Origin of the sequence: Acinetobacter sp. WU_MDCI_Abxc222, assembly GCF_025514755.1 — a bacterium.
GTDB lineage: Bacteria > Pseudomonadota > Gammaproteobacteria > Pseudomonadales > Moraxellaceae > Acinetobacter > Acinetobacter geminorum.
Map to the genome: position 1 here is coordinate 1 of NZ_JAHPVG010000013.1, position 25795 is coordinate 25795.

Sequence of the window (25795 nt, forward strand, 5' to 3'; positions counted from 1 at the left end):
GAATAAGGGAAGAAGTTATAAAATTCTTAGTTAACATTTTATAGACAGAATTGTACGTATAATCACACTATTTTACATAAAAAAACATATTATTCAATTTTTCTTTATCTTTTGATAAAATTAAATTTATCAAGATTAAGTAACTACCGACCACCATCTTATTAATTTTAATAAAAAGATATTATTTTAAAAACCTTTATGGAGATGCTTGAGAAGCGGATTGTTGCGGGTTAAAAATCTTTGTTTTTTAATTTATTGAGCTCAAACATTGCATTTTTATATTCAAGATATGCCTTTTCACTGATTAGAACCACAGCATCTTTCTCTTTTCGTGTAATTTTTACGGGGTAACCTAACAGCACTCTTTCCATGACTTTTGAAAATTGTGATCTTGCATTCGCATAATTAATTTGTTCCACAATATTAGACCTTCTCAAATAAAAGAAAGCCACTTCTGATATTAAAGTGGCTGTGATTACATTAAAAATTGTATCGACCTAATAAGTTGATTCGAGATAATTTCCCTTCTAAATCTGAAAATGTTTCTCTCTTTCCATAGGTGTATTCAACACCAAGATCGACTTTCTCAACAGGCGTCCAAAATAAATTGACGCTTGCATTGATTAGCCTTTTATTTTGATCACGGTTATTTTCTGAAAAATTTGAATCTTTATAGATAAGGCTACCAGCAGATAAAGAAGAGCGTAAATTTTCATTCCATTTACGCAGATACCCTAACTCAATAGAATCAAATTCACTTAAATACATTCGATTTTGATCAAAGTAGAAGGCATCATTATCTTTTGAATAAAGCATGTAACGGTTATCGCCAGCAATGTGATAGTAATTAAACACAACTGAGTCATTTTCAGAAAGCTTATACTTTGTGCCTAATCCAACACCCCAAGCAAGTTTAGTTTGCTCTTCATTCGTGTCAGACACTGCTCGATTTTCATGAAGCATGCCGTGTAATTGAACCAAAAAATCTGGATTCTTAAATTCATATCGCATGGTTAATGCAGGAAAACGGCTTCCACCTTCTATGTTTTTATTTTCAACATCACCGCCCTCTAAAGCGACTAATAATTTTTGTTTGGCATCAACGATGTGCTGATAACGGATTTGTATATTACGCTGAGTTCCTGTGCCCATCGCTCCTGTAAAATCAACCAAACTTGGAGCCGTATCACTATTCACAAAAGGTGAAGTCGTCTGGCCAATCAACCAATTTCCTAGTGAAATATAAGCGTGTCTAACCCGAACCGAACCATTACCGTTATCTCCACCACTTCCCATAAAATCGGCTTCTAGCTTTCCAACCAAATCTCCTTTCGAGGTCGGCTTAACAATATCCACCCCTACACGTGAAGTCGCGGCAGAAACATTTAATGATTTGCTTGTTGAGTTTGAATTGTCTAATGGTATTGACCCTGTCTTATTCGCAATGGAACGCGTTGAACCTTCAAAATCATATGCCGCATCAACACGTATATTTCCATAAAATTTAATTTTAGTCTGTTCAGCCGAAACAGGCTTGTCAGTGTTTGATGTTTTGTTTTGAATTAACTCAGGCGCTTTACTCACTCCGTTATTTTGATTTAAATTCTGCCTCTCCATGAGATAGTCTATTTGCTGTTGTAATTTAATTATTTTCTCATTTAACGCCGAGTTATCTTCGCTTTCAGCTTTGGCTTGCTGCAAAGTAATACTCATTAGTAATGATAAAGAAATTATCCCTTTATATTTCATGTCCTTTTCCTTTAGACGAAATCACATAGACCGAATTGAAATTTCCTATTTTTCAATCAGTAAAATAATGATTATTGAATTAACTTTAGATAGGCTAACGAAGCTCAATCATTGACTTCGCTAGTTCCCTTTGTGTTTGAATGGTTTTGAATAACCTTATTCCGGTAATTCACATCCTTTTTGTTTTAAGCTGTTAATCACCCAGCTACGGTCATTTTCACCTACGGCGATTTGCTCTAATTGCTTTTGTTCAGCGGCATGTTTGGCGCTTGCTTTCAGATAAACTTCTTCAACTTCTGCATAAGGCACGCTTAAAAGCCCATCTTCATCACCTAAAATCAAGTCTCCCGGTTCAATTACCATTCCATTGATTGCGATAGGGACATTAATTTCCCCCGGTCCGTCTTTATAAGGTCCTCGATGTGAAACTCCTGCCGCAAAAAGTGGAAAATCTCCCTCTCCAATTACTGCTGCATCACGAATAGCACCATTAATAACAATGCCAGCAACACCTTTCTTAATGGCATACGCGACCATCATTTCCCCAATTAATGCATTGGTTAGATCGCCACCAGCATCAACCACAATGACATCTCCTGGTTGGGCGATATCAATAGCATAGTGCAACATCAGGTTGTCACCCGGACGAGCCTTAACTGTAATTGCTGGCCCACAAAGATATCCCTCTTTATGCATTGGTCTTAATTGAGCCCCACCTGAAGTCATTCGATTCATTGAGTCACTGACATTAGCGACTGGTAGATCTCGATATTGCTCAATCCATTTTTGCTCAACTTTTCTGTCGTTTTTTAGCACTCTAAAACCAATTGCCATAACTTTTCCCTTAGATCAGTTTTCTTGTGCAAATTAATATGACAGCATTTTTTTGAAATGTCATTTCATTTTTAATTAAATTTAAACTAAAATTTGCTCAATTTTTAAATTTATTTTTTGCTATTGACTATTTTTTTGAAATGACGTTTTAATAATATGGATTATTAAGGACGTATTTTGCTCGAAATACTTAAATGGAGTGTAAGTCAAAATGAAACGTAAAGTTCTTATCACGGGGCCAACATTAACTTCAGATGCGTTACTGTATGCTCAGTCCCATGATATTCAGTTGATTCCAACTGAACCCTACATGGCAAAAGATGAAATGGAAAAACTCATCCATGATGAACAACCTGATGCAATCATTGTTCGAACAGGCAAACTTTCTAGAGATATGATTTTTGCTTCTGATAATTTAAAAGTGATTGCAAAACATGGTGTTGGGTTTGACACAATCGACACTCAAGCTGCTGCTGAACGAAAAATTCCTGTCACTATTGCAGTAGGCGCAAATGCACAATCTGTTGCCGAACACGCTTTTGCACTCATGTTCAATGTTGCTCGACAAGTCACATGGTTAGACCAACGTATTCGAGAAGGTCATTGGGACAAAGCAAGTGCAAATGGTGTGGAGCTTTATGGTAAAACACTGGGCTTAATTGGTTTAGGGGCAATCGGTAGCATACTCATGAAGTTAGTGGCTCCCTTAAACATGAAAGTAAAAGTATATGATCCGTTTTTACAAAATTTGCCAGAGCTCGATTATGTAGAACAGGAGCACGACTTTGAAAAACTTTTAGAAACCAGTGACATTATTAGCCTACATTGCCCACTTACAGCAGAGAATAGACACTTATTTTCTCATGCCCAATTTGAAAAGATGAAACGCTCAAGCATCTTAATCAATACAGCACGTGGTGAATTAATTGATCAAGCTGCATTAGTTGATGCACTAAAAAATAATAAAATTGCTGGTGCAGGTTTAGATACCTTTTCTTCAGAACCACCAGAAAAAGATAATCCACTATGGGAATTACCTAACTTGGTTGTGACTCCCCACATAGGAGCAAACACAACAGATTCGCGTAATCGCGTCGGTCTTTTAGCACTTGAACAGATTGTGAGTATTTGGGATGGCCAATTACTAAACCCACGAGCTATCGCTAACTGGAAGTTACTCAATAGCTAATCATGGAACTCAATTGTTTCTAAGCTTTTAGATGCGAGAACAATTAAAATACTGAATATAAAAAAGGATTTTTTTATGTCTACAGAATATTCTCAAGTAAGTGCGATTGAACGCGAAACGATGCGCAAGGTGGCGTGGCGATTACTGCCTTTTTTAACACTTTGTTATGTCATCGCTATTATTGATCGTGGCAATATTGGTATGGCTTCATTACAAATGAATGAAGACCTTGGATTAACAGCTACTGCTTTTGGTTTTGCCAGTAGCTTATTTTTCTTTGCATATTTTCTATTTGAAGTACCCAGCAACCTCGCCATGCAAAAATTTGGAGCAAAAGTATGGATTGCTCGAATTATGGTGACGTGGGGAGTGATTACAGCCGCAACAGCATTCGTTGAAAGCTCCACATCATTATATATTATGCGATTCTTACTCGGCGCTGCCGAAGCAGGCTTTTTCCCTGGTGTAATTTTATATTTAACCTATTGGTTGCCTGCAAACTATAGAGCCAGAATGGTTGCAATATTTATGGTGGCAATTCCGGGTGCAAACTTTATCGGTTCACCACTATCGGGTCTTTTATTATCGCTAGATGGCTGGATGGGCATGCGTGGGTGGCATTGGCTATTTATTTTAGAAGGTATCCCTGCCATTTTATTAGGTATTGCCTGCCTATTTGCACTCACAGATCGACCAGAACAAGCAAAATGGCTCAATAGCGAACAAAAAGCTTGGTTAGTTGAAAGATTACAGTTTGAACGCCAACAAAAAACCCCAATTGGCCATATTTCACTATGGCAACTTTTAAAGAATAAATATATTTGGTCTATGATCATTATTTATTCTGGTGCTTCTGCTGCTGGAAGTACAATGAGTGTTTGGGCACCACAATTAATTAAATCATTTGGTTTGAGTAATTTAGAAATCGGTTTAGTAAATGCGATTCCTTATGGCTTAGCTTCTATTGCAATGATTTTTTGGGGTCGTAGTTCTGATCGTAAAAATGAACGCCGTTGGCATACAGCAATCACACTATTGATGATCTCATTTGGTTTATTAATTGCTTTGTTCACGTCTTCACTTATTGGCACAATCTTTTTACTCAGTATCGTATTAATTGGTGCTTATTCTATGAAAGGTCCTTTCTGGGCTTTAGCATCCTCATGGATGTCACCGACTACAACGGCGGCAGGTCTAGCAGCCATTGGTGCATGTGCTAATTTAATTGGTGGCGGCATGATGGTGAATATCTATGGCGCAATTCATGATGCAACAGGAAGCCACGCTATTGCCTTACTTCCACTTGCAGCCTTAAATCTCGTGTCGGCTATCATGGTTTTCGTTATGTCTAGAAAGAAAGCAGTTTTGTTTAGCCAACCACAAAGTACTTCATAAACAATATATATAAAAAGGGGCTAACGATTTAGCCCCTTTTTATATCTACAATATTAGAATTAATTACGAATACTCTTACCACCTAAACTTTTCGTTAAATCATCTGCAATTTTGAAGAAAAAATCCCCCACAGATTTTGCAATTTCCGCAGTAAAACGACTTGATGGTCCCGAAACGACTAATGCTCCAACTACATCATTTTGAGCGTCAAATACTGGCAATGCCATTGAAGCAGCATGTGGTTCCGTTACACCCGTTGAATAAAAAGGTTCAGTTCTTGCTAAAACTTGTTCGTGTGTTGATCGCAATGCTTGAGCGCCTGCTGCTCCATCCATTGGTCGAACTTCGCCCGGCTGAATATGAACACGCAGTCGATGGGTAGAGTTCACTCTATATTGGCAAAGACGATATGCCCCATGTTTAACGTAAAATGAAGCAGTTTCACCAGTTTCATCAACAAGTTGCTGTAAACACGGCACCACATGTCTTTCTAGATCTAAAGCATCTTGATAAATTGTATTTAAACGCATAACTTCGCTGGCAAGCGTATATCTGCCATCCGAAAGACGGTTAACAAAACCAAAATCTTCTAGCGAAACGATTAAGCGCATGATGGTTGCTTTATTTAATTCTGTTCGTTCTGCGAGTTCTGCTAAGGTTAAAGATTTATCACCTATTCTAAAAGCAGTTAACAAAGTTAAAAGGCGATCAGCCGATGCATTTCCGCTTGTTGCTGGGTGAGGTTTAATTTTAACCATGTTTTTCCTACAATAGCTTGATATCAATTTTAATGTATTGAATTAGGTTTTTAACTTTACCATATTTCTTATATTTTAATTCTATCTCTCGACAGCAACTTCTTTCATTTATCAAAGTACTTAAAATATGAAGTATAGCCTCATTATTAGTATGCTTTACGACTAACAATGAGACCTATATTAATTTCAATTTTAAGCTTGTATTACGCTTCTATCTTTTTGTCTTTACTACTTGAATAGATAAAATATAAAGCAATCCCTAAGCAAATTAGCGCTCCTAATCGATACGGTGAAAAAGAGAGCATTTCATTACCAAACCAGCCAAAGTTATCAATCAAGATACTCATCAAAAGTTGTCCAAAAATTACAGCTACCGTAGCTACGGCAGCTCCAATTCTTTGCACGGCCATTACCATAATGACAATATACGGCACTCCACACATAGCACCCAACAACTGCCATTTGGGAACATCTAACAAGGTTAAGGTTTGTTTTGGTTCAAAGTAAAAAATAAGGAGTGCAGTAATTAGAGCACCGACTGAGAAAGTCAAAAAAGCACTACGAAATACACCAACTTTTGCTCCAAGTTGACCATTAATTGCGGCCTGTACACTCAATAAAGCACCACCAATGACGGCGAGAAGGATCATTAAAATTGTCATGCGGGTCTCCTATGCTTTTGCGACAAGTACAAGTGCAGCAACAATAAAGATGAGTGCCAAAATTCGTTTACGGTCTACCTTTCGGTGTGGAGTCCCCAACAAACCATAGTGGTCGATGATCAGGCTTTTAGACACCTGACCCGCTAAAATGCCTATCATCGTCATGGCAATACCGATAATTGGAGTGGTAATGGTCAAAATAATGACGTAAGCAGGCCCTAAAACACCACCCAGTAATTGCCAAGAAGGAAGCGTAAAAAATGAAGGACTATTACGTGGACTAAAAAACAGCATGAGTAAAAAGGTAAGTGCTGCACCTACACCAAAAATACTAAACGTGGCCCATAACTCACCCACTTCCTTTCCTAACGGCCCTAAAAGCCCCGCTTCGACCGATAGCCCCATACCCCCTAAAATGGTTAGGAGTAGTAATAGAATTTGCATCTACATTGCCTCTTCTGTATCTAGGCAACGAATACTAAGGTAGCCAATTCATCAGAAAAACAGCATAATTCATGAATCACTTTTGCAGAAATTGCACAAATGGATTTAACAAATTCGATTGATATCCGCACGCTTCGCTTCTTTATTAGTGTTTATAACGCACAAAACTTCTCAAATGTAGCACGTAAAGAAGACGTATCAGCATCTATGATTTCTCGAACCATCCAACAGCTTGAAGATGCGTTGGGACAGCAACTTTTCTACCGAAATACGCGAGCAATTACGCCGACCGAATCGGGCAAATTATTTTTTGAATATGCAAAAAGAATTACCGAACAATTTGATGAAGCACAAAAGGCATTACAAGATAAAACCATAGAACCATCCGGACTCGTCCGCATCAATGCCCCTGTATTTTTTGGTCAACGGCATATTGCGCCGTGGTTGGCGGGTTTATCAGAACGTTATCCAAGACTCTTAATAGAACTAATACAAACCGATGAATTTATAGATCCGTTACGCGAAAGCACCGATTTAATATTTCGGATTGGAACGCTAACTGATTCTTCATTTCATGCCCGTATTTTTGCTACACAAAAGTATCATTTAGCAGCATCTCCTCAGTATGTTGCCAAATATGGTGTTCTTGATCACCCAACAGAACTTAATCAACACAAATGCCTAGTCTATAAAGGTTTTGAAGGGCCTAACCGCTGGTTAGTGAAAAAGCCTGATGAAGAATGGATACATTACCCCCTTACTCCTTTACTTTCGTCAAATAATGCCGAGAGCTTAATGACAGCTGCGCTTCATGGTATGGGGATTGTTTTATTTCCTGATTGGCTGATTGGCGAAGCTTTAAAACAAGGTGACTTAATAAAGCTTTTACCTGAATATGAAGTCGCGATTAAATCACAACCCCAGCATATCGCAGCCATTTATCCAAATGTCCGCCATCCTCCCTTAAATATTCGAGTGGTAATAGATTATTTTGCTGAAATCTATGGAGACACACCGTATTGGCAGAATTAATTTTTTATTTATAACAAATCTATAAAGACTAAGATGAATCAATGTTTTCCTATCCTTATACGAAAACTATGCGGACTTACATCCGTAATTTTAATCGTATATAGATATTTAAGCTGTTCTTGATCTTTTCTCATATCAATCTTAACTACCCCATCAGCTTTCTCACCTGTTATATCAACCCGATAAGAGTAAGCTGGTCGCTTAGGGCTAGAATAATGGTCCGATCCAAAACTACGAATACTATAACTTTTAATTTCTCCAAATTTCTCAGTTATCGTTTTATCTGTGTATATCACTGATTCTATTCTTTGAACATTTCCCTTATTATTAATAATTAAATACGATCCACCAAAAATAAGAAAAATTACAGTTAATAAAGCGATGTTCCTTTTTTTCTTTAAATCTCTAAATTCTATAAATATTTTGTTTTATCGATATTCAGCAGAATTAATCATACAAACGATAATGGTTTAATAGACCAACTAACAAATTTAATTTCTATTGGTAGATCTGGATTATTCCAAAGAGATTGTATTTCATCAACCTTTTTTAAATTTTCAACTGTACTTTTCCCTTTAACTTCAACAACAATATTCCCATTCTTTTCATTGTAGCTAACAGTTTGAATGGTATTAAAATAATTTTTTACTAGTTTTTGGGCTTTATTTATCTGATCTTTAGCAACCTCTCTTGTTTCTTTTGCCCCATATTGAATATCAATAGGCAAATTATTTTTAGAAAATTCATTTCCTACTGCTATATTTCTTTTCTCATTCTGGCCATACCCTTTGACTCTGACCACAATTTTATATGTAGGTAAGTTTTCCACATAAATACCAGCTATACGTCCCTTAAACTCCTTTTCAATAGCATCTAATGCAGAGTCTCGATGAGCCTCTAAAAATAATGCTTTATTTGCTTCTGCTGTGCTAACGCCATGCAATAAAGAATAACTATGGATATCCTGCTCAAATCCCTCATTTGATGCAGCAAATGTATAAGATGATGAAATTAAAATTGTTAGCAATAATATTTTTTCCACTTTTACCTTCGAATCAGAAATAAGGTTAATATATAACAATATATTGTTTATTTAAAAACCAACCAAATTTTAAAAATGAGCTGCATAACCTGAAGTGTTCTTTGACACTTCAGCATTAAATATAATATTTATAAGGAAAAATTAGAAAATTAAAACTCATAAAACAAAATATTATAACCCGTTATTTTTTGTTTATTTTCTAAGTTAGCCGCACATACTAGCAACTATTCTTTTAGTTTTTGGGTTGATTACTATAGTGACTCTGTCGGGGCGAAATTCTTCTGTAACTGGTTCCCCAATGTAAGCACTTCGATAGACTCTTGCATTAGTCATCGATAGGATCTGCTTTTCTGTTAAATCAGTTTTACCTATGAGATTCTTAGCTTTAACTGGATCACAATCAAAAGACGGATCCCATTCTTTACTTTTGCTAGGTACTAGAGGCTTAGATTCTATCTTTTGTTGCTGTTCTTGAGCTTGTTTAGCAGCTTCAGCATTTAATACATTATTTGAGCAAGCTGAAAGTAGGCTTATCACAAGCCCCCAAAGAATATACTTTTTCATATTTCTAAATACTAATTATCTATTTAGAACCAATATATCATAAATTAGAAAGGTAACCCCCGCCCACAGCCCATATAGCATAGAGCTTACTGTATTGTGATAATCTATTAATTTTTAATATAAAATCAGTTAATTGCTTTTTAGCGTAAAGAATTGAAAGACAAATATCATACATCACAAAACTTGCTTAAGCGTGAACACTTCATCCATATTTCTTGAATATTTCTCCACTTTTTCCCACTCTATGTTGAAAATATTTTTCCAAAATCCCCTCTACTCACCACAATTTAGTAATTTTTCCGGAGCCTTAATAAGAATATCAGTTGGGCTATTCTTTTTAACAACTGGTTATAACAAGCTATTTGTAGAAAAGAATCAGCAAATTATGTTGGATACCATAATTCATGCAGGAATACCATTTCCTGAATTCATGGCTGTCTTTGTGTCTCTTTGTGAGTTTGTACTAGGACTAATGCTTATCATCGGGCTTTTTACTCAACTTTCTTGTTTGATCTTAATCTTTATTTGTTTTATTGCATTCATCACAGTAGGCATCTATACAATTCCATCAGGACTAGATTTAATAACTTGGACAAGTTGGTTTTTCTATATTCATGATCTGCTTTATATATTTATTCTAACTTTTATTCTTTCCAAAAAGCCTGATCCTTTAACTCTTGATCATTTGTTATTTAAAAAGTATATGTAAATAAAAGTTCTGCTAATAATAAATCTTTAGCAGGACTTCCTATAGCTAAACATGTTCGACTAATAGAGACCAATTAACTGGTCTTTATATATAGATCACTCATAAAAAACCCACCGAAGTAGGTCATTTATATTCTATATAATAGCTGTTGCCATCAGAACTGTTGAAAACCATATTTAAAGTAGGGTAAATAAATTCACCTCTTAATAAAATATATTCAACTTTAGTTCTCTGAACTCTAGATGAATGATTGATTCTATTAGTATTTTCCTCTGTATAGTTTGCCTGTGCCCTTGTTTCTTTTCCTTGGTAATCAATAATTGTAATGTCTTTTAGCATTAATATGCTCCAATTTAATTAGACATATTATGCTTAACAAATTTTTTATACTATCAATATTTTGTAGGCAACTAATTTAAATTAATTTTTAAAACTTAATCATCTGTACCTTGAGAAAATTTATATATGTGTGCTTTATGTACCCCTACTTGAAATTGAAATAGGATATTTTCAAGTTTTAAAGGATAAGACTCAACAGGTTACATATAATTGATTTTATTTACGAAATATACAGTCGAAATAAAGTCGATTTCTATGACATATCAACACATATCAGTCTTAAAACAACCGTAATGTAAAGTGATTTAAAGCGTAGTATGAACTTTCCTCTAGTGAAGATAAGAAGATAAAAATGTCAGGTTTTAAAAGTTTTTCTCAAAATACAACTAACAACGCTAATGTCGTTAAAGCTCAAATGAATAAGCATTCTGCAACACAACCACCTACCGAAACTCAACCATCAGAAGTTCCTGGCACCGTAAAAGATCTGCCTGAGAATAATGATCAACCTGATCCAAATAACAAATAATTTCTTATTAACAGTGCCTTGGAAGTTATTTTGAGGTCCTGCTACTATTAAAAATAAATTAGTGCACTGATTTATTATACTATTAACTACTTTTATCAATTTGATTTGTTTAGTTATTTAAGAAATTGCAGCCATTCATTCCAGAAAATTGATATGACTAGTCTCTCAGATATGAGGGGCTTTTTTAATTGTATTTCTACTTAACCAGTACTTACCCACTCATTAAAAAGAGCACCTAAGTGCTCTCTCATCCTTATTGATTTTTATATAAGGCAAAATTTATTGCCCTATCATATGCCTGTTCCTGTAACTCCGTATATACATAAAAGTGCTGTTCTGCCTTGGTAACAGGATTAATAAGTTTCATTGGTTCATAACTATGAGTATTTAAATCATTAGGATCAACATCAAAAGCTTCTAATTGCTGCTCTCTCCATTCTCCACTTAGTACACCACCTACACAAAGCCATTTCGTTGTATTGTCTGACATATCTAATCCATATTTTGGAGGTGTTTACATACCATAACACGCCGTTCTTTGAGCTGTATTATTTTTTTCATGACTAAAAAATCGATCATCTAATTAAATGACTTCTTTAGTAAAGTAACTTTAGGATCCATCACAATAAAAAAAGCCCATCTTCCGATGAGCTTTTTATTTAATTAAAAATATTAAATGTATTAGGCTTTAAATTCTGCTAATACAAAGTTTTTTACTATTTCATCAAAATTAGGTTTCAGAAGAGTTGGCTTGCTATCTTTTATAGTTTTATACCAATAACTCGCTGCAACTACTCCCATACTAATCAAAGCTAACAATTTCATTGCTCACCTCACTTATTGGGAAGATTGAAACTTAAAGTATCACTTGCATTTGTAGCGTTCCAACTCGTTTCAGGGAGTTTTCTGTATATTTTTTAAGCAATGTGTAATAAAAAAGCTCACATCTTTTTGAGCTTTTTTAAGCTTCAGAATGAAAATATCTTTATATTAATTCAAATCATATTAACTGCACATTCTATAAATAACATAACAGAAACTAGCCTATTTGTAAGATCATCCTTTCTACAAAGAATGTTCCCCTTCTATTTAAGTTAGTCTTTACACTTAACTTTCAAAATTGCCGCTTTGGTATTCACCGGAATAATCATTCCTGAATTGTAGGCAGTGTGATGGTTTACAATTTTGTTATTACTATCTAACTCATCAAAACCTTTATTCTTACATATTTCTTCAGCCTTATTGATGAGCTTTGATCGTAAAGCATCCCTTGAACCAAATGCATTGCTTTGAGCATGAAGTTGATAAATTCCAGGGTTTATCTCAGCTACGGTAGGCGGAAACATTTGTAAACAACCTGACAACATGAATGGAACTATACCCAGAATAGTTATTAATTTGGTCTTTTTCATTTATCTGATCTTCAAAAATAATTAAGCAAAATAAAGCTTGAAAATGACAATATCATTTCAATAATTAAATTCTCATTTTTGAGAATAAAATCATCTGAAATTAATTCAATAAACTCTGATTAATCAATGATTCAATTTTTTGAGATGCAACTGAATTATAGTAAGTACACTCATTCTTTGCTTCTTCAATTGCACTTTTGAATGAAATTACATCAATATTACTATTAAATGAATCAAGTGATCTTTCATAACCTGCAACTAGAGTCTCAATTGAAGTATTAGGATTTTTTTGCCAATAACCTGAAGCTAATTTATTGTCTATATTCATATAAACCGAAATCGTATAATACTTTGGATCATTTGCCTCGGTATTTAAATAAGCCCACTGTACATTCCCCCATTTTCCAGTAACGGCATTACTTCCGGCTAAAGAAATATAATTTGAAAGGTTATTAACACTAACACCATTAATAAAAGCCAAGCTGTCCGTATTTGTAATTACATAATAAGGTACTGAATAACTTGTTCTTTCAACTTGAAAACATTTCGCTCCTGCTGGAAATGTATTTTTCTTGGTTAAAGCTAAAAAATCTTTAAACTGATCACCAATAAGTTTTGGATGAAAAAATACACTTGTAGGAATTTTCTCTGCAAGAAGATTCCAATATACAGCGGTTCTGTCACTTATCCTGACATTTTTTAAATCAATCCAGCGGCCTTTCTCTTCTATAACAATATTTTTTAGACCATCTTTGTTATAAGGGGTTTTTCTAAGTGTCGTTCCATCTTGCGAAGTCGATCTCAAAATATAACGTCTATAACCCAATGGATACTTCGTCTCATCTGGTCTATAAAGGCCATCTGTACTTAACATTAAGCGTCCAATATCTGGTTCTGTACCTTTATCTAACTTAGGATAATCAGCATACCAAATATTTCCATTTCTTGAATTCTTTGTAATCTCAACAAATGTTGTATCAAACTGAATAGATCCCCATTTGTAAGAAGTTGTATTATCAAATTCTGTATTAAGAATTTCATCTTTTGTTGTGGCAACAGTTTCGTTACTTCCACCACCACCACAGCCCACTATAAGACCTGAAAGTAGAAAAAGAAAAATAGTTTTATTAAGTGTCATCAAATTTACTCTTTTTTATTGACTGGTATAAAATACTTTTAAATATAATAATTTAAAAATTTATTTTATGAAATAATTAATTCTCAGCTTTAACTTCTTTAATAGCAGACGGGATAATAGAAAACTATTAACGGCCCATCCCTCAAAAAAACCTCACCCCCACCACATCCCTTTTCTCCAGACTTTTTGAGCTTAAAATCTAGAACATCAAGCCATCAATTAAGTTTAAAACCATATCGGCACTTGGTTTCAACGAGCAGTTTTCCAAACTAAAAACCAAATCAAAAAGTTCTTAAAGCAGCTATTTTCTATACTCAATTGCCATGGGGTAGACCTGTAGGTAAATCTATTTAATTTCAAAAATGACTTTAAGTATGCAGTGCCGCCTAATTATGCCACTACACCTCAAGCAGTAAAACTAAGAAAAAAGAGACCTTTTATGGCCTCTTTTTCTAAAAAATAGAACTTGGTAAAAGATTTAAAATTTATTTTTTCATTAGTTTAAAAGCAACTACATAGTCACCGGGCGGTGTTTGCATAAAGTAATGGCCACCTGCAACAATGACAACATACTGCTCTCCATCAATAGAATAAGTCATAGGTGTTGCTTGTCCACCCGCAGGTAATTTGGCACTCCAGATCGACTTACCCGTTTTACTGTCAAAGGCATGCAAACGGTTATCAGTTGCAGCAGCAACGAATACAACTCCACCATCTGTAATAATAGGCCCACCATTATTAGGTGTACCAATATTAATAGGTAAATATGTTGGCAATCCAAATGGACCATTGTGCTCTGCAGTTCCCAAAGGTTTTTGCCAAATCACTTTCTTGGTGTTCATATTAATAGCAGTAACCATTCCATATGGTGGTTCATTACAAAGCACATTGGTAATTGGAGCATAGAATGGTTGAACATTTACTGCATAAGGAGATTCAGCCATTGCTGCAATTGAGCCATTTTTCTTAGCACTAAATTTCGGATCATCCATCGGTAAAATACCTTCTTGATCTGCTTTAGCTCTTGCAACCAACTGGTTGTACATTGGGGTATTACTCCAGTTAGCGATCAAAATACCATTTTTAGGGTTATAGGCTATGCTTCCCCAATCACTACCACCATTAAATCCAGGATATTGAATCCATGGTTTATTAACCGTAGGAGGAGTAAATTCACCAACATAATATGCTTGTCTATATTTAATACGACAAAGCATTTGGTCAATTGGTGATATGCCCCACATTTTTGATTCTGTTAAATCTGAAAACCCTAATCGAGGAATATCTACAGACCATGGTTGTGTAGGCGAACGCACATCATCTGGAATAACAGATTCAGGAGCTTGGCGCTCGACAACTTTTGAAATGGGTTTGCCTGTAATTCGGTTTAATACAAATGTTTGTCCTCTTTTTGTTGGCATAATGAGCGCTGGAACAATATTTCCTGATTGATCTTTATAATCAAGTAGAGTTGCTTGTGATCCTAAATCATAATCCCATGCGTCCTTATGAACAGTTTGAAAACTCCATTTTTTTAAACCTGTTTGAGCATCTAATGCGACAACTGCGGTAGAAACTTGATTTTCTTCTTCTGTACGTAAAGCGCTATAGTAGTCGGGTGCTGAACTTCCTGTTGGAACATAAACTGTATTTAATTTTTCATCAACAGTCATAACTGTCCAAGAGTTAGGCGTACCACGGCTATAGGTTTCACCTTTTGGAGGTAATCCATGTCGATTTGGTTGTCTTACATCCCAAGCCCATTTAAGAGAACCAGTATCAACATCATATGCACGTATTACACCAGAAGGAGCTGTACGGCGTTGGTTATCTTGAACTTTATGGTTGACTACAATTACTCCATTTACGACAGGGGGTGGCGATGTAACAGCCATGAATCCTGGAACTGTATGACCAATTCCTTCTAGCAAGTTCACATGTCCGTTTGTACCAAATTGGGGACATTCCTTTCCTGTTTTTGCATCTACCGCTATAAGTTGCATATCTAGCGTGCCTTCAATCACCTTTTCATGACATATTTCATTCTCAGGAATTACTTTTGAAGTATAGAACGTGACACCGCGACACACTGCGGTCGACGGTAATTTCTCGTAAGCTAAATTATGCTTATATTCCCAAATTTTCTTACCAGTACGCGCATCTAATTTCAGCATGTTATTAGTAGCAGTACACAAGTAAAGAGCATCATTGACTTTAATTGGTGTTGTTTGGGCAGCCCATTTATTTTTTTTATCTACAGGAGGCATATCTCCTGTACGTGTTACCCAGACTTGTTTTAATTGATTAATATTTTCAGGGGTAATTTGATTAGTGGGTGAAAAACGGGTTCCCTGCGCATCTCTTCCATAATACCGCCAATCGTCAGTAGGCTGTTGATTATCCGAATGGTATTGAGCAAGAGCTGTATTTGGAATTTGGTTTTGATCAAATGTAGAGTAGTGTGGAAACCAAGCTAATGCACCCGCCATAATAAAACATAAAATGACTAGAGCTGTTAAAATACGAGAGATTCTTTTGCTAACGCCTTGTTCAATATAAGGTAAAAGTAAAGTTAAAAATAAAGTAAAAATAGCAATTGTTGCAACCCTAGGTATCCACCCCCAGTATCGATCACCTACCTCCCACATTGTCCATATTAAAGTATAAATAAAGACGCCAGCAAAAATTTTAGCTCCTAGCAATTTATTTCTGAATAAATAAAAACTTGAGACTAAAAGTAAAAGCCCTGTTATCAGATAATAACTAGATCCATTCAGATAGATTAAATACGCACCCCCACAGTACAATATAAGGGCAAATATCATTTGAAATAGTGCATAGGTTTTTATAAAAAAAATATGCATATTAGTAGGTGCATCTTTCATTAATACCTCTTTAATTTTTATAGAACATGAGAGTGCTAATGAATAGTTAACTAACCTCTTTAAATATGATTTTTTCAATACTTAAAGACTCATTTTTAATTCACGCTTTCTTATTATATTTTTTTTAACGCAAATCTTTGTTGCCAAATTCACAACTTTAAATTTCACTTTTGACAACATAATTTATCTTTAAATTATAATTTTAATTATTTATTTAAATTTCATCCTACAAAATACGTTATTTCTATAATCTATTTTATGACTATAAAATATAAAAGAGGAACATACGGATGTTCCTCTTTTTACATAAAATTTATTGCGACAAACTTGATTCAAACTTTAGAACTTCTTGTATAGAACTTCTTTTTTCCAAGTTATATTTCAAATTGAGAATCTTAGGCCATTTCTCTAAGTCTATAGAAAAATAGTCACACCAATGTAGCATTACAAAGAAATAGAAATCTGCGATTGAGATTTCATTGCCGTTTAAATACTGATTTGACTGAAGTTTATTTTCAATAAAATCAAAACTTCTTGACAACTTATGTTTGGATACTTCAATCCAAGACTCAATCTTTTCTTTGTAGAAAAAAGCAGAGAAATTTTTATGTATATCCATACTAATAAATGACAATAGACTCATCATTTCATAACGTTCAAAAGAACTAGATTTGGGTATTAGATTTTTCTCTGGAACCAAGTCAGCTAAATAAGTCAGTATTGTTGTAACTTCAGTTATGACTTTACCATTTTCAAGTCCAAGTGCTGGAACTGCCCCTTTAGGATTAATCTTTAAATAATCCAATCCGGACCCAGTGACTTTTGTTGATAAGTCTACAAACTCTGTATCAAATACTTGCCCTGTTTCTTTTAAAGCAATATGAATCGCCATTGAACAGGCATGAGGATAAAAAAATAATCTCATTGATAACAACCATTATTTAAATAGAAAAATAAAGGTAAAAATACAAATATGTACCTTTACCTTTCTGAAATTATTTAAGTTTCTTATCTACACTCAGGCCACCTGCGCCAAAGATAACAAGAGCCAGTAGACCTCCAGCCATTGAAATGTTTTTCATAAACATAATTTGGCTGTTCATATCAGAACCACTGTGAAATAGCACTGCTGCCACTAACGAGAAACCAAACAATAGAAATGCTGCAAGTCGCGTTTGAAGGCCAATCAATACAAGGAAACCACCTCCAAACTCAACCAGAATTGCTAATGGCAATAATGCAGATGACACTCCCATAGACTCCATATATCCAGCATTACTCGAATATTGAAATATCTTTCCTAATCCGGATAAGACAAAAATTACAGATATCATTACCCGCATTAGAAGTGATGCAAATCCAAATACTTTTGGATGTTGGATAATTTTTTCGATTGCGTTATTAATTCTAGTCATAATTATTCTCTCTCAGTTTGGAACAGGCATAGCAAACATTTGTGGAATACTATTAATTGCTTTACTAATTGATTGAGAACGAGTTGGAAAAGCCATTCCTTCAGCACGTACTACAAATACGTCTTGTATACCTAAGAAATTAAAAATATCTTTTAAATAAGATTCTTGATGATCCATAGGAAATTGATCACCATAAGCACTACCGCGAGCACTCACAATAATAACTTTCTTACCAGAAACTAAGCCTTGTGGCCCATTCTCTGTATATCTGAAAGTCCGACCTGCAATTAAAATTCGGTCTATCCATGCTTTCAATGTAGTGGGAATACTCAAGTTGTACATCGGTGCCCCTAGTACAAAAATATCTGTTTCTTCAAATTGTTGAAGAATACGTTCATCAACTTGTGCTTCTTCACTCAAACTATCAAAGTGTTTTGAAAAATGTGGAAGTGGCTCTACATGCAAGTCGCGATAGGTTACCTCTAAAGGCCCATGTTTTTTTAACTCTTGAACTACTGCTTGCCCAATCTCCCGAGTAGCCGAGAATTCACCGAGAGCACTTGAGTCTAAATGTAAAAGTTTCATTTCATACCTATAAGGGTTTTAAGTCGTGAAATGAGTTTATTCGTTTTATATTTGCCACTTAAGCCCTATAATCGGGAACATATGTTGCAAAAAATGCAACCAACAAAGATAAAGTTCGAAGTAAGATAAATTATTGGTTCATTAAGGTTAAAACACCGATGAAAGATTTAAATGATTTATATATTTTTGCTTTAATTGTCGAACATGGTGGTCTAAGTAAAGTAGAACAAAAAACAGGTATATCTAAATCAAAATTAAGCCGAAGACTCTCAAATTTAGAGAAAAATTTAAACGTTAAATTATTACAACGAGACTCTAGACAAATTAAGCTTACGGCAATCGGCGAGCAGATTTATCAATATGTACAATCAATGCTTTTAGAAGCGCAAACTGTTTATGACTTAATAGATCAGTTACGCGGCGAGCCGATTGGATCAATTACTGTAAGCATTCCTATAGATGTTGCAGAAAGAATTATGCCTCTCATTCTTCCTGAATTTATGGATAGATACCCAAAAGTAGAAATTAAATTTATTGTCACTAACAAGAGAGTTGATATCCTTAAAGAATCTGTCGATATCGGGATCCGTATTCGACAGAACTTAGATAGCGATCACAATTTAGTGATGAGACATCTTGGTTATACACAATCAGTATTAGTCGCCAGTCCACAATATCTCAGCCAATATGGTACACCTACGCATCCTAGCGATTTAAGTAAGCATAAATTGTTAAGTAATATCGAAAATGAAAATCAAACTTGGTTCTTTAGCAATCAAACTATTAATGAAAACGTAAGTTTGCCTATAAAACCATTTATCAAAGCTGCAAGTTTAACTTTGCTTAATTGTTTAGCTACCGATGGAAAAGGTATCGCTTTGCTGCCTTTGTTAAAATGCAAAAGCCTGATATTAGAAAAGAAACTTATCGTCGTTTTACCTGACTGGGAACTTCCAACTGGAAATTTTCATTTAATCTTTCCATCTCGAAGCGGTGCTTTACCAGCATCAAAGGTTTTTCTTGATTTCTTAATCGAAAAAATTCCTCCTCTACTCAAAGAAATGCAGGATATCTAATTAAAATAAATATATAAAATGTCTACACCCAATTTTAGGTATAGACATTTTTTACTATTGATAGGCATACATTAGTAAAGCTGTGATTTCACCATTCTTTGGAACTGAAGTTTCAAACCCATAATATTGTCCATATTTTGGTCGTAAATATTCAGTTGCCTGATTACCTATTGCATCAAGATATGCTGGTAGCTGGGCCATATGTGAATTTGTTTTCTGAGGATCAGGAGCTCCTACTCCCCACTGCACTACGCCATATGATTGGCCCACTGCTTGTTTCATATCTTTTAGGAACTCTAAATAGAAGTCTACATCAGCTTTAGATCCAACATTTCCATGGCCACCACTCAGAAATACCCAATTTAAACTTTTTAATTCTTTTAAATTTTCTTCAAAATAAAGAGGAACTTCAGCACCAGCGAAACCCCAATAAGGTAATTGATCGGCATTTATTAGATCGGGAATATGTGCAACTTTCTCACTTGGAATTAACCAAACACCTGTATCGGCAGTATGTGCTGCATATTTGAAACCATGTATTTGAACATTCACCCCTTCAAAATTAAAACTACCATTTTTAAAAGGAATTGTTTCAGTAGGTTTTGGTAATTTACTTTTAATTCGGTTTAAAAGCTCTGCTGTAGCATCAGATGAAATAATACGTACTTTGACACCTGCCTTTTTAGAAGCTTCAACAATTACTGGAGCTGAGCTGATATGATCAGCGTGCGCATGCGAATAGACAATTGTTGTAACAGGTAATTTTGTTACTTCTGAGATGGCTTTTAAAATCTTTTCTCCAGCATTTTCAACTGGGTCAAATAACAGTACTCCTTTTTCACCTACATAAAACATCGTTCCATAAAATTGAGATTGAAAAAAATAAGTATGTTCTGTCATACGTTGCAGTACATACTCTTGCTGAAGATTTCGGTTATATAGACGGTCAATTTTTTCCGATGGATTTAAAGCTTTATTACTCGATTGGGAAACATAAACCGCATTTACAGTAGAGGGAGCTTCTGGAATATCTATCGTACTTTGAGCATTGGCTCCATAACTTATGCTCAAATACATTAAGCCTAGTAGTGTGGTATTTAAAAAGATCTTTTTCATTCGAAACCTCAGATATACAATTAAATTAAATGTTCTATACTTGATAAAAACATTCTTATATTTCTGATTTCGAAAGATTAAAACAAGCTACTAAAATAAGAACTTAAGTTGCAAAAATAAGAACAGTCAGCAGTTATTTTTTAACTTAATATTCTCGTATTAATAAATTTTTTTTAAATATAAATGCTCAACGCTATTTTCTAGATTCGTAACAAGCTTTTTTTAAGTTTTCCATTGCCTCTGCTGGCATAGGTGCTGTCATCATTGCATGATAATTCATACATTCTGGGGTCTCTTCCTTTTGCACATTCTGATTAGTAACACAGGCAGAGATAATAAAAGGGATAGATAATATTCCTAACAATTTCATAAGCAAATTCCCAAATTATGATGAAATAATTCTAAATAATTTTATTTTAATATATGTTTGATTTTGTTAAATATACTCAAAAATCAAACAATTAAAACTATGTTCAATTAATAGAAAAAAACCTCTCCACCACCACATCCCTTTCATCCAAACTCTTTGAGCTTAAAATCTGGAACATCAAGCCATCAATTAAGTTTAAAACCATGTCGGCACTTGGTTTTAAAGCAGGAGTTTCCAAACTAAAAACCAGATCAAAAAGCTCTTTAAGCAGCCATTTTCTATATTCAAGCGCTATACGGTAGGCTTGCGGGTAAATCTGTTCAGTTTCAAAAATGGCTTTAAGTAATAGATAGTACAGGCTATTAAAATTGACATGTAAAACAATAATCTCTTTGAGTTTATCGCTTGAGGTTCGGTAACGGCTTGAATAAATAATTGCCAGCACTTCTTCTTTGAGTTTGCTTTTTTGAAAGGATACGCACATTTCAATAAGTCGCTGTTTTGAGTGAAAGTAGTTATAAAAAGTGGCTTTAGGAATCTTGGATTTTTTGACAATTAAGTCCACACCCGCATTGTGAAATCCATAGAGATTGAACAGCTCAATTGCTGTATGAAGAACCTGTAATTTTTTGGAAGATCTTTCTAAAGTTGGCATCGTTTTACCGTTATAAATTCTTGTTGTTGCTAAAAGAGATAAAAAAGCCTGTGCCTTTTCTGGGAGAAAAAAAGGCACAGCAAAGCCGTAAAGACTGTGCTTGGCACATCTCAAGTTTTATTGTTGCTAAGTTTTAGACGTAATGATTTAAAGCCTGAAAAGCCTATAAGCAATCAAACTGCTTTAAAATTTTAAGTTGTGTCGAGATAGATTTTGACAGTGACTGCCGATAATTTATGAATGTGCATAGCCAACTCCTTCTTTTGGGAGTTCTGCCGAAACATTATAAATTATGGTGGCAGAACGGAAGCGGGTTGACGGACTGGGTAAGACTCCAGCACACCCGAAGGTGTCCCACTCCCGTCCTACCGCTACGGGAGGGAACGGGGTGCGCACATATGAGTATCCCTCAGAAGGAATAGCTCTGATGTGGTCTTACAAACTCGGTCCGTCAAAACCGACTGGCAATGTAGGCCAGCCCGCAAATGGTAATCTTCAATATTTGAGCTGTCAATGTGAAATTGGCTAGAAATTATTTAATTAAATTATTGTTTTTCATTTAATTACATAATTAAGAAAAACCTTAAATATAAGATTTATTTAAGTTAGACTTAAAAGCTACTCTAACGGTATAAGTTGGAAAAAGTGGTTCTAATAGGATAGTTTCATTAAAAATAAAAACTTTAGGGCACAAAGCCATAACGTCGTATATATTTTCGATAATTGATTTCAGCTTAGAAGTAAAGACTGGAATATTCTGATCATCTGCAACAACATAGACATTTTCATTGTGAATTGTTTGCATGCTTTCTAACAACTCGTCCATATTATCAAAGTCGTTAAAATTCATATCTGTCCATAAAATACAGTTTTGTTTTATGGGATACATATTCAATTTCGTATAAACAACTTCTACGTCTATACCACTAATAATTTGAAAATCATTTTTGAGTGCATTTTTGCATTCTTCAAATAAGGACATATCTTTTACCTAATTTCTTTTTAAGAGTAATAATCTATTCCAGATGTATTTTATAACTTTTCAGCAATTAATTTAAGGTTTTCCAATTAGTTACCAAATTAAGAAAAACCTTAAATATTGACTTAACAATTTGCTTTGATAACAGCACTCTAACGCTTTCTTTTTATTGAGGCTAAAAAAGGAGGTATTAGCCTCCTCTTTTAATTCAAACTATAAACATCTGGTGGTAGTTAAATACCTTTATCTGCCAGATATTACTGAAGATTCTTTGAGTACGTTTTAGTTGATATTTGTGTAATCTCTTTCTTTTCTAGACGATTTAATAATGTGCCAAAGATAGCTGCAACAATGTACATAAATAATGAGTAAACTGCTGCTGGCATAGCGGCCATACTGCTTGCCATTACTGTAAAAGCAATAGTCATGGCTAAGGTACTGTTATGAATTCCAATTTCAAACGCGCAAGCTTTTGCCTGAAAGCTATTTACTCCCAATAGTCGTGGAACAAAATAGCCAACCATTAAACTACATACGCAAAACAGCAAAGTTGCCAATCCAATTTGCCCAATATACGTCATCAGATTTTGGTAATCTCGCGCAACTGCTAATATGATGATCGATACGAGAAAAAAGATAGCAAAGATACGCACAGGTTTATTGAGCTTTTCAGCCGTATGCGGCGCAAAATGACGGACTAACATCCCGATCCCAACGGGAACTAAAATAATGAGAAAAACCTGTATGATTTTCGAGAATTGCAATCCTACATTTTGTCCATTTTCCATAAAGTGTTGTATTGCAAAATTCACAATTAACGGAAGTGTAAAGGCAGCAATGACCGAATTTATAGCCGTTAAACTAATATTTAAAGCGATATCTCCTTTATAGAGATAACTAAATAAGTTAGCAGTTGGCCCGCCCGGTGACGCAGAAAGGAGCATTAATCCAACAGCAAGCATTGGTGGTAAAGCAAGAACCTTACAAATAATAAATGCAATACCGACTAAAATAACCAGTTGGCAAAATAATGCGATAAAGACCGCTTTTGGGTGTTGTCGTACGCGTTTAAAGTCATTTATGGTCAACTCTAGACCCAAACCAGCCATAATAATTGCGAGTGCAATTGGTAAAAATACGGTAATTAATCCTGAACCCATAATCTCATTCCTTTTTTCATTTATTTATGGAGCTTCTAGTCCCATACATTTATGTTTTTAATTAAAAGTTCTTATTAAACCTTTAGTTCTTTTCTTAAAATTTTACCCACATTCGACTTGGGTAATTCATTGATAAATTGGATATAGCGTGGTTGTTTGTAACCAGTCAGGTTTTCTTTTGCATAGATTTGAATTTCTTCAACCGATAAAGAGTCATCCTTTTTGACAATAAAGGCTTTCGGCACTTCACCCGATTTTTCATCTGCAATGCCAACCACGGCGACTTCTAAAATTTTTGGATGTTGGGCTAAAACTTCTTCAATTTCGTTTGGAAAAACATTAAAGCCTGACACTAAAATCATGTCTTTTTTACGGTCAATAATTTTGGTATAGCCTTTTTCATTCATAAAGCCAATATCACCCGTTCTAAAGAAACCATCAGCAGTCATGACCGCTTTCGTTTCTTCAGGTAAATTCCAATAACCTTTCATAACCTGCGGGCCACGAATCGCAATTTCTCCAGTTTCACCGGGTGCTAATTGATGACCTTCATCATCCAAAATTGCAATATCCGTGCTCGGTACAGGAATACCGATTGTGCCACTAAAAGTATTAGAGATTGGCGGGTTAAAAGTCGCAACAGGCGAAGTTTCTGATAAGCCATACCCTTCACGGATAATACGTCCTGTCAGTTTTTCCCATCCATCGGCCGTGGATTTCAAAATTGCCATACCGCCGCCTGTAGTAATTTCTAAACGGCTATGGTCCAATTTATTAAAGCCTTCATGATTAATCAGCGCATTAAATAAAGTATTTACAGCAGGAAAAACCGTAGGACGATATTTTTCAAAACAATGCACGAGAGCATCTAAATCACGCGGATTTGGAACTAAAACAGTGGCATAACCTTTATTCATTGCACTGTGCAATAAACAGACAGTAAAACCAAAAATATGATAAAGCGGTAAGGCACAGATCGCTATTTCATCTTCAAAAGCATCTCGGTCACCAAAGTAGCTTTTAAAAACCACATTATTTTGTAATAAGTTGGCGACAATATTTTTATGGGTTAATTCTGCGCCCTTGGATACACCTGTTGTTCCACCCGTATATTGCAAAAGCACAGTATCCTCAAGAACAAGCTTAGGACGTATATAGTCTTGTGCATTTGCCTTCAATAAGATTTGCCTAAAAGCGTATTTTTTAGAATCTAAGGTGTCTAATTCAGTAGGTTGCTCGACCAACATTTCAGTCATGGTGGTGGTAATAATTTGTTCAACCGCCACTTGCTCTTTGACAGCGTCATAAACAGGTAAAAGTTGTTCTAATATAAATAAGACTTTTGCGCCTGCATCATTTAATTGATGCTTTAACTCGCGGGCTGTATAGAGGGGGTTAATATTGACCAGAATGTAACCTGCACGAATGACGGCAAGTGAAATAATTGGGTACTGAATAATATTGGGCATCATCACGGCAACACGTGTACCTTTTTCTAGCCCTAAACTTTGCAAGAATGTTGCTACTTGTCGACTATATAAATCGATTTCAGCATAAGAAAAAGATTGATCTGCAAATATAAAAGCCTTTCTTTGCTGGAACTTATTAAAACTGTTGTCCCATAAATCGAGAAGTGAAGTTTGTTCATCCGGCAATGTAATCGTGCTTTCTATATTCCATTGCTTATATTCGTCTAACCAGATCTGTTTTGTCATCTTATTGTCCTTTTATGAGAGGGAGAAATGGAACTGTTCCTAC

The 25795-nt window shown here is 34.9% G+C and carries 31 protein-coding genes and 1 pseudogene; 6 read left to right on the forward strand and 26 right to left on the reverse strand.

What is annotated here, in order from left to right; translation table 11 throughout:
• Positions 1-230: 230 nt before the first annotated feature.
• From KTJ10_RS15730 to KTJ10_RS15740, 3 genes are all read right to left on the reverse strand, one after another.
• On the reverse strand, positions 231-419 hold the full coding sequence (locus KTJ10_RS15730; RefSeq protein ID WP_199977540.1) for a type II toxin-antitoxin system Phd/YefM family antitoxin: 189 nt from the start codon (positions 417-419) through the stop codon (positions 231-233).
• 61 nt (positions 420-480) lie between these two features.
• Complete coding sequence (locus KTJ10_RS15735; RefSeq protein ID WP_262442399.1) at positions 481-1749, reverse strand: DcaP family trimeric outer membrane transporter; 1269 nt, start codon at positions 1747-1749, stop codon at positions 481-483.
• A 156-nt stretch (positions 1750-1905) separates the two neighbouring features.
• Positions 1906-2583, reverse strand: coding sequence for an RraA family protein (locus KTJ10_RS15740; RefSeq protein WP_262442400.1), 678 nt, complete (start codon positions 2581-2583; stop codon positions 1906-1908).
• A 211-nt stretch (positions 2584-2794) separates the two neighbouring features.
• Here KTJ10_RS15740 and KTJ10_RS15745 point away from each other — a divergent pair, with 211 nt between their 5' ends.
• Entirely contained in the window at positions 2795-3772 is a 978-nt protein-coding gene (locus KTJ10_RS15745; protein WP_005305610.1) for a hydroxyacid dehydrogenase, read from the forward strand.
• Between the two features lie 75 nt (positions 3773-3847).
• Positions 3848-5167, forward strand: coding sequence for an MFS transporter (locus KTJ10_RS15750; RefSeq protein WP_032006243.1), 1320 nt, complete (start codon positions 3848-3850; stop codon positions 5165-5167).
• A gap of 59 nt (positions 5168-5226) precedes the next feature.
• Here the strand turns inward: KTJ10_RS15750 and KTJ10_RS15755 are convergent, their stop codons facing one another.
• The 3 genes from KTJ10_RS15755 to KTJ10_RS15765 form a co-directional block, all read right to left on the reverse strand.
• A complete protein-coding gene (locus tag KTJ10_RS15755; protein WP_002113797.1) occupies positions 5227-5925 on the reverse strand; it encodes an IclR family transcriptional regulator in 699 nt (232 codons plus the stop codon).
• 203 nt (positions 5926-6128) lie between these two features.
• Positions 6129-6587, reverse strand: coding sequence for a DMT family transporter (locus KTJ10_RS15760; RefSeq protein ID WP_086398763.1), 459 nt, complete (start codon positions 6585-6587; stop codon positions 6129-6131).
• Between the two features lie 9 nt (positions 6588-6596).
• The gene (locus KTJ10_RS15765) at positions 6597-7031 is read right to left on the reverse strand and encodes a DMT family transporter (RefSeq protein WP_001166490.1); all 435 of its coding nucleotides are present in this window, start codon (positions 7029-7031) and stop codon (positions 6597-6599) included.
• A 99-nt stretch (positions 7032-7130) separates the two neighbouring features.
• Between KTJ10_RS15765 and KTJ10_RS15770 the strand changes: the two genes are divergently transcribed.
• Positions 7131-8063 carry a LysR family transcriptional regulator gene (locus KTJ10_RS15770; protein ID WP_262442401.1) on the forward strand — a complete coding sequence of 311 codons (933 nt, stop codon included), beginning with the start codon at positions 7131-7133 and terminating at the stop codon, positions 8061-8063.
• A gap of 38 nt (positions 8064-8101) precedes the next feature.
• On the opposite strand, the gene KTJ10_RS15775 is transcribed toward KTJ10_RS15770, so the two are convergent.
• The 3 genes from KTJ10_RS15775 to KTJ10_RS15785 form a co-directional block, all read right to left on the reverse strand.
• Positions 8102-8485 (reverse strand): hypothetical protein, encoded by a 384-nt coding sequence (locus tag KTJ10_RS15775; protein WP_262442424.1) that lies wholly within the window; start codon positions 8483-8485, stop codon positions 8102-8104.
• Between the two features lie 29 nt (positions 8486-8514).
• Positions 8515-9105 (reverse strand): hypothetical protein, encoded by a 591-nt coding sequence (locus KTJ10_RS15780; protein ID WP_262442402.1) that lies wholly within the window; start codon positions 9103-9105, stop codon positions 8515-8517.
• 204 nt (positions 9106-9309) lie between these two features.
• Entirely contained in the window at positions 9310-9669 is a 360-nt protein-coding gene (locus KTJ10_RS15785; protein ID WP_262442403.1) for a hypothetical protein, read from the reverse strand.
• Between the two features lie 244 nt (positions 9670-9913).
• On the opposite strand from KTJ10_RS15785, the gene KTJ10_RS15790 reads away from it, so the two are divergent.
• A complete protein-coding gene (locus KTJ10_RS15790; protein WP_262442425.1) occupies positions 9914-10378 on the forward strand; it encodes a DoxX family protein in 465 nt (154 codons plus the stop codon).
• 123 nt (positions 10379-10501) lie between these two features.
• Here KTJ10_RS15790 and KTJ10_RS15795 read toward each other — a convergent pair whose 3' ends face one another.
• Positions 10502-10717: a hypothetical protein gene (locus tag KTJ10_RS15795; RefSeq protein ID WP_017481069.1), complete on the reverse strand. Its 216-nt coding sequence runs from the start codon at positions 10715-10717 to the stop codon at positions 10502-10504.
• A 352-nt stretch (positions 10718-11069) separates the two neighbouring features.
• Here KTJ10_RS15795 and KTJ10_RS15800 point away from each other — a divergent pair, with 352 nt between their 5' ends.
• Complete coding sequence (locus KTJ10_RS15800; RefSeq protein ID WP_017481068.1) at positions 11070-11246, forward strand: hypothetical protein; 177 nt, start codon at positions 11070-11072, stop codon at positions 11244-11246.
• 253 nt (positions 11247-11499) lie between these two features.
• On the opposite strand, the gene KTJ10_RS15805 is transcribed toward KTJ10_RS15800, so the two are convergent.
• From KTJ10_RS15805 to KTJ10_RS15845, 9 genes and pseudogenes are all read right to left on the reverse strand, one after another.
• Positions 11500-11736, reverse strand: a complete 237-nt coding sequence (locus KTJ10_RS15805) for a hypothetical protein (protein ID WP_061875132.1) — start codon at positions 11734-11736, stop codon at positions 11500-11502.
• A 191-nt stretch (positions 11737-11927) separates the two neighbouring features.
• Positions 11928-12071, reverse strand: a complete 144-nt coding sequence (locus tag KTJ10_RS15810; protein WP_262442404.1) for a hypothetical protein — start codon at positions 12069-12071, stop codon at positions 11928-11930.
• Between the two features lie 269 nt (positions 12072-12340).
• A complete protein-coding gene (locus KTJ10_RS15815; RefSeq protein WP_262442405.1) occupies positions 12341-12658 on the reverse strand; it encodes a hypothetical protein in 318 nt (105 codons plus the stop codon).
• 100 nt (positions 12659-12758) lie between these two features.
• On the reverse strand, positions 12759-13796 hold the full coding sequence (locus tag KTJ10_RS15820; protein ID WP_262442406.1) for a hypothetical protein: 1038 nt from the start codon (positions 13794-13796) through the stop codon (positions 12759-12761).
• Between the two features lie 202 nt (positions 13797-13998).
• Positions 13999-14178 (reverse strand): annotated as a pseudogene (locus KTJ10_RS15825) (TetR family transcriptional regulator); the annotation flags it as partial.
• Positions 14179-14281: 103 nt separating this feature from the next.
• Positions 14282-16681: a membrane-bound PQQ-dependent dehydrogenase, glucose/quinate/shikimate family gene (locus KTJ10_RS15830; protein WP_262442407.1), complete on the reverse strand. Its 2400-nt coding sequence runs from the start codon at positions 16679-16681 to the stop codon at positions 14282-14284.
• 313 nt (positions 16682-16994) lie between these two features.
• Positions 16995-17606: a glutathione S-transferase family protein gene (locus tag KTJ10_RS15835; RefSeq protein ID WP_017403363.1), complete on the reverse strand. Its 612-nt coding sequence runs from the start codon at positions 17604-17606 to the stop codon at positions 16995-16997.
• A gap of 70 nt (positions 17607-17676) precedes the next feature.
• Entirely contained in the window at positions 17677-18096 is a 420-nt protein-coding gene (locus tag KTJ10_RS15840) for a DoxX family protein (protein ID WP_017403364.1), read from the reverse strand.
• A 12-nt stretch (positions 18097-18108) separates the two neighbouring features.
• On the reverse strand, positions 18109-18681 hold the full coding sequence (locus tag KTJ10_RS15845) for an FMN-dependent NADH-azoreductase (RefSeq protein ID WP_262442408.1): 573 nt from the start codon (positions 18679-18681) through the stop codon (positions 18109-18111).
• 158 nt (positions 18682-18839) lie between these two features.
• Here KTJ10_RS15845 and KTJ10_RS15850 point away from each other — a divergent pair, with 158 nt between their 5' ends.
• Positions 18840-19757, forward strand: coding sequence for a LysR substrate-binding domain-containing protein (locus KTJ10_RS15850; RefSeq protein ID WP_262442409.1), 918 nt, complete (start codon positions 18840-18842; stop codon positions 19755-19757).
• Positions 19758-19811: 54 nt separating this feature from the next.
• On the opposite strand, the gene KTJ10_RS15855 is transcribed toward KTJ10_RS15850, so the two are convergent.
• The 7 genes from KTJ10_RS15855 to KTJ10_RS15885 all read right to left on the reverse strand — a co-directional run bounded on the left by KTJ10_RS15855 (position 19812) and on the right by KTJ10_RS15885 (position 25752).
• On the reverse strand, positions 19812-20873 hold the full coding sequence (locus tag KTJ10_RS15855; RefSeq protein ID WP_262442410.1) for an MBL fold metallo-hydrolase: 1062 nt from the start codon (positions 20871-20873) through the stop codon (positions 19812-19814).
• A gap of 193 nt (positions 20874-21066) precedes the next feature.
• The gene (locus tag KTJ10_RS15860) at positions 21067-21243 is read right to left on the reverse strand and encodes a hypothetical protein (protein ID WP_017481060.1); all 177 of its coding nucleotides are present in this window, start codon (positions 21241-21243) and stop codon (positions 21067-21069) included.
• A 103-nt stretch (positions 21244-21346) separates the two neighbouring features.
• Positions 21347-21898, reverse strand: coding sequence for a TetR/AcrR family transcriptional regulator (locus KTJ10_RS15865; RefSeq protein ID WP_262442426.1), 552 nt, complete (start codon positions 21896-21898; stop codon positions 21347-21349).
• A 234-nt stretch (positions 21899-22132) separates the two neighbouring features.
• Positions 22133-22294 carry a hypothetical protein gene (locus tag KTJ10_RS15870; protein WP_262442411.1) on the reverse strand — a complete coding sequence of 54 codons (162 nt, stop codon included), beginning with the start codon at positions 22292-22294 and terminating at the stop codon, positions 22133-22135.
• A gap of 187 nt (positions 22295-22481) precedes the next feature.
• On the reverse strand, positions 22482-22880 hold the full coding sequence (locus tag KTJ10_RS15875; RefSeq protein ID WP_262442412.1) for a hypothetical protein: 399 nt from the start codon (positions 22878-22880) through the stop codon (positions 22482-22484).
• 254 nt (positions 22881-23134) lie between these two features.
• Positions 23135-24037: a bile acid:sodium symporter family protein gene (locus tag KTJ10_RS15880; RefSeq protein WP_262442413.1), complete on the reverse strand. Its 903-nt coding sequence runs from the start codon at positions 24035-24037 to the stop codon at positions 23135-23137.
• 74 nt (positions 24038-24111) lie between these two features.
• Positions 24112-25752 carry an AMP-binding protein gene (locus KTJ10_RS15885; RefSeq protein ID WP_199993336.1) on the reverse strand — a complete coding sequence of 547 codons (1641 nt, stop codon included), beginning with the start codon at positions 25750-25752 and terminating at the stop codon, positions 24112-24114.
• Positions 25753-25795: the final 43 nt, after the last annotated feature.